This window comes from Alicyclobacillus shizuokensis NBRC 103103 (genome assembly GCF_001552255.1).
GTDB lineage: Bacteria > Bacillota > Bacilli > Alicyclobacillales > Alicyclobacillaceae > Alicyclobacillus_G > Alicyclobacillus_G shizuokensis.
On the sequence record NZ_BCQV01000032.1, the window covers coordinates 1 to 5185 of the forward strand.

3 protein-coding genes and 1 riboswitch are annotated in these 5185 nt (G+C 63.5%); of the genes, 2 read left to right on the plus strand and 1 reads right to left on the minus strand.

Annotated elements, in window-relative coordinates:
* Together ASH01S_RS12645 and ASH01S_RS12650 are read left to right on the plus strand one after the other, a co-directional pair.
* On the plus strand, positions 1-933 hold a 933-nt coding region (locus tag ASH01S_RS12645), incomplete at its 5' end, for an EAL domain-containing protein (protein ID WP_083517131.1).
* 42 nt (positions 934-975) lie between these two features.
* Entirely contained in the window at positions 976-2883 is a 1908-nt protein-coding gene (locus tag ASH01S_RS12650) for a flagellar assembly protein A (RefSeq protein ID WP_067928792.1), read from the plus strand.
* Between the two features lie 43 nt (positions 2884-2926).
* On the opposite strand, the gene thiC is transcribed toward ASH01S_RS12650, so the two are convergent.
* Entirely contained in the window at positions 2927-4696 is a 1770-nt protein-coding gene (thiC, locus tag ASH01S_RS12655; RefSeq protein WP_067928794.1) for a phosphomethylpyrimidine synthase ThiC, read from the minus strand.
* Between the two features lie 154 nt (positions 4697-4850).
* Positions 4851-4961, minus strand: a riboswitch (TPP riboswitch).
* Positions 4962-5185: the final 224 nt, after the last annotated feature.

Consider the following 5185-nt stretch of genomic DNA (forward strand, 5'->3'; position numbering starts at 1 on the left):
GGGGGGGGGGGGGGGTATAATTTTCCAACCCCCAATCCATCTGGTAACTCGTCCGTTCTGAGCCCGCATACGGTTCACGAGGTGTTGGCCAACCAATCGCTGACCACTTCCTACCAGCCGATTGTTCATCACACCGCGCATCGCTTGTTCGCTCACGAAGCGCTGAGCCGCCCGCGCCTTCCCGCGGATGGTTCTGTGCTTTCCCCCAACGAATGGTTTTCCGCCGCCCATCGCCACGGTCGCGGCCTTGATGCGGATCTCCTGGCGATGCGCAGCGCGCTCTTATCGCAACCCCAACTGGGACACCAGGCCGAGCGGCCTTTGTTCATCAATGTTCTGCCCACAAGTCTCTTATCGACTCGCTTTGTCTCCGAATTGGAACACCTGTTATCCCTGACCGCTCATCCCGCCCACCAGGTGGTCCTCGAGATCACCGAGTCCGTGGCCTTTGATGCCGTGCATCTGGCGGAGCAGATTCGGCCGCTGCGCCGCATGGGCGTGAAGATTGCCGTGGATGACGTTGGGGCGGGGCGGACGGAGGTCCGTACCCTGGTCACACTCGATCCCGATTTCCTCAAGGTGGACCAGTCGCTTGTGCGTGGGGTTGCCGGTTCGCGCATCCGCCAGCGGTTGTTGGCGTCATTTGTTCGCTTCATGGAGTCTGGCGCCGCCGTCATCGCCGAAGGCGTGGAAGAGCGGGAAGACCTGCTTGCCCTGCTCGATGTCGGCGTCGAGTTGAGTCAAGGTTTCTACTGGTCGCCGCCGCTCAATTCGGAACAGATTCAGGCCTTGCTCGCCCGCATAGAAGTGCAACGTCGCCGGCTCAACGAAGCAGCCGACGCGGCCGCAGAGTTGACGGACGCTGAAGTCTTGAAGCAGAGCCGGCGCCTGGACGACCTGATTGTGCTCTATCAACGGGCTATGATGCCGTAGTTGCGTTGTGCCATCACGCAGTTCGCCTATGGGGGAAGGGAAATGCAAACCTTGAGACAAAGAATCATCCGTACAGGTCGTTCACTGTGGACTCATATAGGCACCGCGCGCCACCGGGCGCGCTCAAAACCGCCGCAGTCCCGTCCGCGTCAAGCCCCAGAGCCCCTGCCTGCCGCATCGCAGGCGGTACACACCGTCGAAGCGAAGGCCTCCGTGCCATCTTCGCGGCTGCGCCACGGCCGTGTGTCTGTGGTCGAGCAGCGCATTGTGGTCGAGGACCCGGATGAGAGCGGCGACTTTGCCACTCTCCAGGTGCCGGAACACCCGCTGTTGTCGGTTCTGGTGGATGGCAGCCCCGTGGTGGGCGACGTCGTTGTCCACCAATCTCAGCGCATTGAGCTGGTCACCCGCCGCCAGTCGGGGCGGCGCAGCTACCGCTTGAGTGTCACCCCGGACAGTCTGGCCGTCATTGCGAAGGCGGAGGTGGAGCCCGGTCTGTGTTTGCACATTCCCCATCAGCCGCCACAACACAGTCTGCAGCTGGTGATTGAGGAGCGGTCCAATCCACCTGAACCGGACGATCCGGACGTCATCCGGCGCATGATCCAGGAGCGCGGCTTTCAGGGCGACATTGATGAACAGGCGATACTGGAGGTCACCTCGGCAGCGGCTTCGACGGAGCGTGTCATTCTTCGTGGTCGTCCCGCCCAGTTGGAAGAACCCGCCCGCTACGAAGCCGTCACCCTTCCCACCGAATATGATGTGCTCCTCCGGCGCAAGCGCCTGCAGACGGTGCAGGCTGGCGCCACCCTGGCCCGCTTGGTGCCTGGTGTTCCCGGCGTGCCCGGACGAGACGTGTTCGGCCGTGTCATCCCGGCCCACGTGCCCACCCGCCTGCCCGCCCTCGGCCAGAATGTGGTGGAGGTCGGCGGGCGTGTCGTGGCTGTTGCCAGCGGCCGCCCGGTGGTGGATACAGAGCGCATCGATGTCATACCCGAATTGACGCTCGAACGCGACATCGGCCGCAACGACGGCGTGATTGAATTCGACGGGCATGTCACCATCCATGGCTCCGTCTTGGAGGGCAGCATTCTGCGGGTGCGCGGCCAGCTCGTGGTGCATGGCGATGTCGTCGCCTCCACTGCCTGCGCGGGGGAGGGGGTGTGGGTGCGCGGCAGCATCGTCAACGCCGATGTGGCGGCCGGCTTCAGTGACGCCCACACGCGCAAATTGGCGGCCCAAGTACGCCGCCTCGAGGAGGCGTTCGCGCCCTTTCACGGAAACTACTTAACGCTGCTGCAAGACCCTCGCGTCAACGGCACGAACTTGCGGCGGCTTGGCCACATTCTCTTGACCGAGAAGCATACGCAACTCATGCAGCTGTTGGACGAGGTTGCCGCGGATAAGGGGTGTGCGCTTGGAGAATATCCGGCCGCCTACCGTCGCTTGGCCGACCTGGTGGCCCAGCACTGGACCGGCATCGCCCGCACCCGCCTGGGGCCCGCGGACGTGGAGAAACTGGCCCTTACCCTGGACGAGTGTGAGCGGGCCCTGCGCGTTCTGCAGGACGCTGAGCCCGCCCCGGTGGTCGCCGACAGCTTGTCGTTGAGCCGTGTATCGGCCACCGGCACCGTCACCGTGCGCGGAGCCGGCGTGTACGCGAGCGAAGTCGAGGCCCAATCCATCCTGGTCCGGGGCATTGTGCGCGGTGGAAGGCTGGTTGCGCAGACCGCCGTGCAGGTCGGAGAGATTGGGACCCCCACCGGATTGGATGGAGCGGTGGAGGTGAAACAGGCCGACGGCCGCATTGCCTGCAGCATCCGCCACCCCAACGTCCGCTTTTGCATCGGGCGAGCGGTGCATCGCAATCTCCTGTCCGAGTTTCGGGTCGCGTACCGCGGGGAAGAGTCCTTGGCGGCAGTGGCCGAGCGGGAATGCGCCGGGCCTTGAGTTCGTCCGTCTTCGCCGGCCTATCCGCCCGCGGGGGCCCCGCCTACCGGTACAGTGTACCGCCGCCGTCGACAAAATCGCGCGCCTTCTCCCGCATTCCAACCGCCACCGCCTCGTCTAAGGAGAGTCCGCGCTCGGCCGCATACGCGTGGATGTCCTGGGTGATGCGCATGCTGCAGAACTTCGGCCCGCACATCGAGCAGAAGTGGGCCGTCTTCGCCGGCTCCGCGGGCAGCGTCTCGTCGTGGAAGGCCTGGGCGCGGACCGGATCGAGCGAGAGGTGAAACTGGTCACGCCAACGAAACTCAAATCGCGCCTTTGACAACGCGTCGTCCCAGACCCTCACTTGCGGGTGCCCTTTCGCCAGGTCGGCTGCGTGGGCCGCAATCTTGTAGGCGATAACTCCGTCCTTGACGTCGTCTCGGCCTGGCAGGCCCAGGTGCTCCTTGGGGGTCACGTAGCAGAGCATCGCGGTGCCAAACCAGCCAATCATCGCCGCTCCGATGGCCGAGGTGATGTGGTCATACCCCGGCGCGATGTCGGTCACCAGCGGTCCCAGGGTGTAAAACGGCGCTTCGTGGCAGACCTCCATTTCGCGCTCCACGTTCTCGCGGATTTTATCCATCGGGATGTGACCAGGGCCTTCAATCATCACCTGTACGTCGTACTTCCAGGCCATCCGCGTGAGTTCCCCCAGCGTCTCCAGCTCCGCAAACTGCGCCTCGTCGTTCGCGTCCGCGATGCTCCCCGGGCGCAGCCCGTCGCCGAGCGACACGGCCACGTCGTACGACTTCAAGATCTCGCAGATCTCCTCAAAGTGCGTGTAGAGGAAGTTTTCTTTGTGGTGGGCGAGGCACCAGGCTGCCATGATGGATCCACCCCTGGACACAATCCCGGTCACGCGTTTCGCGGTCAGCGGGATGTACGCGATCCGCACGCCAGCGTGGATGGTGAAGTAGTCGACGCCCTGCTCCGCCTGTTCGATGAGCGTGTCGCGGAAGACCTCCCAGGTCAGGTCGGGCGCGCCGCCGCCCACCTTCTCCAGCGCCTGGTAAATCGGCACCGTGCCGATGGGGACGGGGGAATTGCGGAGGATCCATTCGCGCGTCGTATGGATATTTTTCCCCGTGGACAGGTCCATCACCGTGTCCGCGCCCCAGAGCGTCGCCCAACGCATCTTTTCCACCTCCTCCTCAATCGAGGAGGCGACGGCTGAGTTGCCAATGTTCGCGTTGATCTTGACGTGGAATTTGCGCCCGATAACCATCGGTTCGCTCTCCGGGTGGTTGATGTTGGCTGGCAGAATCGCTCGACCGGCCGCGATTTCCTGACGTACCACCTCCGGGTCCATCCCCTCGCGGATGGCGGCAAACTCCATCTCGGGTGTGATGATGCCCCTACGCGCGTAATGCATCTGCGTCACCGTGCGTCCCGGCTTGGCGCGCAGCGGTTGGCGGCGCAGACCGGACGGAATACCCTCGCCCAGACGCGAGGGGTCCTTGACGCCGTCATCCACAGGCTGCAGGGTGCGTCCCTCGTACCCTTCCACGTCCCCGCGTTCCAAGATCCAGTTGCGGCGCAGCGGCGGCAAGCCACGACGCACATCGGTCGCCACGGCTGGGTCCGTATACGGGCCGCTCGTGTCGTATACGCGCAGAGGCGGATTTTCCTGCTCCCCAAAACCACCTGTGGTCGGAGAGAGGACAATTTCCCGAAACGGGACGCGAATGTCCGGGCGGGATCCCGTGACGTACACCTTGCGGCTGTTCGGGAAGCACTCGCCGTAGTCGGACTCAAACACGGATGAAGGCATAGGGCATATTCCTCCTTGCCCGGGGAGCCGGAAGGCCAGGGGAGGGGCGCGTGCGCAGACCATGCTCGTAAAGACCTGCGCATGGTCATTCGAGAAACGGCGAATGTGGAATCGGACGAAAAAGACCGCCGAATGCCACGGCGGTCCAAACATCTCCACATTTTGAGCGGATCCCTACGCTGGCATTACCCAGATCAGGTGTTACGGTCGGCGGCTCACAGCCACCCTCTCAGCCTGGTTCCACCAAGCTCCCGTGCGGTGTGTGGTTGTCACCTTCAATTTAGCATGTGTGGCTGGATGGGGCAATGGGTTTTTAAGCAGCCTTCCATAAAGGTTCGCGCCTATGGGGCGGCTACTTGCCCAAACTCATGGGCAGGGAAACGCCTGAGGCGTCGGTGCCCAGGAGCCGAAGGCAACCCTCCTTCGGCTCTCTTTTCATCTTAAGTGTAACACACGGCGAATATACGTCAACGTAGTCAGTTGGGGTGT